Raw genomic sequence first — 2,617 nt, forward strand, 5'->3', positions numbered from 1 at the left:
CCCCCGATGGCCACCCCAAACTGCTCCACAGTTGGCCAGTCAAACTGCTCCAGGCAGGACATGGTGATTATGCCGGGTCGGGCGTGATGGCCAGCCGCGCGGCGGCCTCCTTGAGTCGGTAGCTCTTGCCCTCGAACTCCAGCATGGCGCAGCGGTGCATGAGGCGGTCCAGGATGGTGGTGGCCATGGTGGCATCGCCCAGGTATCGGCCCCAGTCCTGCACGACACGGTTGGAGGTGATGACGATGGGTCGGCGCAGCTTGTAGCGCTGGTGCACCAGGGTCTGCAGCAGCTCGGCGGCGTGCTCGCTGATGCGCCGTGCCAGGAACAGGTCATCGAGCACCAGCAGGTCGGCCGCCACCCAGCCCTTGAGCAGGCGTGCGCGCTCATCGGCATCGGCCAGGGCGTAGCGGGCGAACTCGCTGTCGGCCTCGACGTAGGACACGTCATGGCCCTGCACGGTTGCCTGGTAGGCCACTGCCTTGGCGACGTGGCTCTTGCCTGTGCCGGGCTTGCCCACGATCAGGGCGTTGGCGCCCTCGCTGAGGAACTTCAAGGTGTGCAGCTCGAAGCAAGCCGCGCGCGGCAGCTTGGGGTTGAAGCGCCAGTCGAAGTCAGCCAGTGCGGGCTTCTCATCAAGTCCAGAGAGCTTGAAGCGGCGCGCCATCAGGCGGCTGTGGCGCCTGTCGAGTTCGTCTTGCAGCAAAGCTGAGAGGGTGTCCAGGAAGGGTTCTTGGGCGGCCTGGGCCTGCATCAGGCGGGTCTGCAAGGTCTCGGCCATGCCGGACAGGCGCAGCTTGCGCAGGGTGGTCTCGATGTCGTGGGTGGTCATGGCAGTCATGCGAAGAGGTCTCCTTGAGGTGTGGTTGCGGCAGCGGCCATGGCGAAGAGCTCGCCGTATTCCTGCGGGTTGCGGATGAGGTCGTGTGCTTGCGTAGGGGTGGCTGGCGCGGCGGGTGCAACATCGAGCTGAGCCAGGGCCTGCGCCACCAGGCGCTCGGTGATGGCCTTGACATGGCGGTAGCTGTGCACGCCTTCTTCGATGGCCTGGGCGCAAGCGGTGTTGACCATCTGGCGCGGATAGCGGTCAGCCAGGTGCACGATGCCCCACAGCTTGCGCTGGCCCACGCGGCCCTCGATGGCAAACAGCATCTGGCACAGCCGGGCGGCGTCCACGCCAATGGCATCGGCCTGCTTGAGGATGTGGCGTGTCTCGCGCGAGGGGTTGAAGACGCGCTCGTCCATGGGCAGCACGACGGTGCCGGGACGTTCGGCCTTGGTGTGGGTGCGCAGCAGGGCCTGGGTCTGCAGATCACGGATCTCCAGTCGGCGCTCGAAGATGCGCACCAGCACCTTTGAGCCAATGGACGCCGGTCGGGCGGCGTAGCTGCAATGCGCCACGCGCACGCAGCCGTCGTCGCACACGGTGCGCTGTTCGTCGCGGAAGTAGGCCATGGGCAGCGTGGGCAAGGGCTGCAGGTGGGGCTGCTCTTCTTCGAACATGGCCTGCACCTGGCGGCGCTCGGCACCGTGGATGCGCGAGGCTGCCCACTTGGTCTCCCAGTGCGCCAGGTAGGCGTTCTGTTCTTCGATGGTTTCGAAGCGCTTGCCCTTGAGGGCCGTGGCCTGAGTGTGACCAATGGCATTCTCGACACTGCCCTTGCGGTTGGGGTCACGTACCCGCGCCGGGTCGGCTACGACCTCGTAGTGCGCCAGGGTGGCGGCGTACACGGGGTTGAGCTCGGGCTCGTACAGGTCGGGCTTGAGCACGCCCTCCTTGAGGTTGTCTAGCACCACGTAGCGGCACGAGCCGCCGAAGTAGCGCCAGGCTTGTTCGTGCAGTTCGGCCCAGACCTGTTGGCCAGAATTCCAGACCACGCAGCGGAAGCTGCGGCGGCTGTAGCGCAGCGTGGCCACGAAGAGGCGGGGCTTGCGGTAGCGATCGGTGCCGGGCACGCGGGTGGGCGCGCCTTCGCCGAAGTCCACCTGCATCTCCTCGCCGGGCAGGAAGCTCAGGCGGTCGAACTGTTCGGGCTCTCGCACACGGATGCGGGCCACGAAGCGCTTGACGGAGTTGTAGCGCCCGGCAAAGCCGTGGGCATCAACCAGGTCCTGGTAGATGGCCGTGGCGTTGCGGCTCAGGCGAAGCTGCGCTTCGATGAAGGCGCGGTGAGGCTCGCACAGGGAGGTGGCCACCGGGGTGGGCGCCAGCAGTGAAGCCGGTGGCCGGGGTGGAGCAGTTTGGCTGGCCACGAGCACAACTAGGTCGGTGGCCACCCCGGGCCAGTTTGAATCGTCAGGCGGTTGAGGAGGCGGGTCCCCCTGGGCCTCAAAGCGCTTGGCCCAGGCGCGGATGGTGTGGCGGGATATGCCGGTTCGGCGCTCGATCTCTCGCTGGGTGTTGCCCGCGCGCAGGAGCGTCCAGATCGTGGTTTGTAGATGTGGCTTCAAGACGTTCACCTCGTGAATCCCCCCTCGTGGTCAAGGGGGCGAAAGTTACGTCCTGCTCGTCAGGGCTGAGGCGCCTGACTCACCGTTCTCAATGGGTCAATTCACCCCGGCCAAGTGGAGCAGTTTGGGTGGCCATGGGTGGGGCAGTTTGGGTGGCCGCCGGGGT

At 66.5% G+C, this 2,617-nt stretch carries 2 protein-coding genes; both read right to left on the reverse strand.

The window, feature by feature from the left end; genetic code table 11:
• Positions 1–67 precede the first annotated feature (67 nt).
• Complete coding sequence (istB, locus tag PSQ40_RS21320) at positions 68–832, reverse strand: IS21-like element helper ATPase IstB (protein ID WP_273953920.1); 765 nt, start codon at positions 830–832, stop codon at positions 68–70.
• Between the two features lie 5 nt (positions 833–837).
• Entirely contained in the window at positions 838–2,460 is a 1,623-nt protein-coding gene (istA, locus tag PSQ40_RS21325) for an IS21 family transposase (RefSeq protein WP_273953919.1), read from the reverse strand.
• Positions 2,461–2,617 lie beyond the last annotated feature (157 nt).

Origin of the sequence: Curvibacter cyanobacteriorum (assembly GCF_028649475.1) — a bacterium.
GTDB classification, from domain to species: domain Bacteria; phylum Pseudomonadota; class Gammaproteobacteria; order Burkholderiales; family Burkholderiaceae_C; genus Curvibacter; species Curvibacter cyanobacteriorum.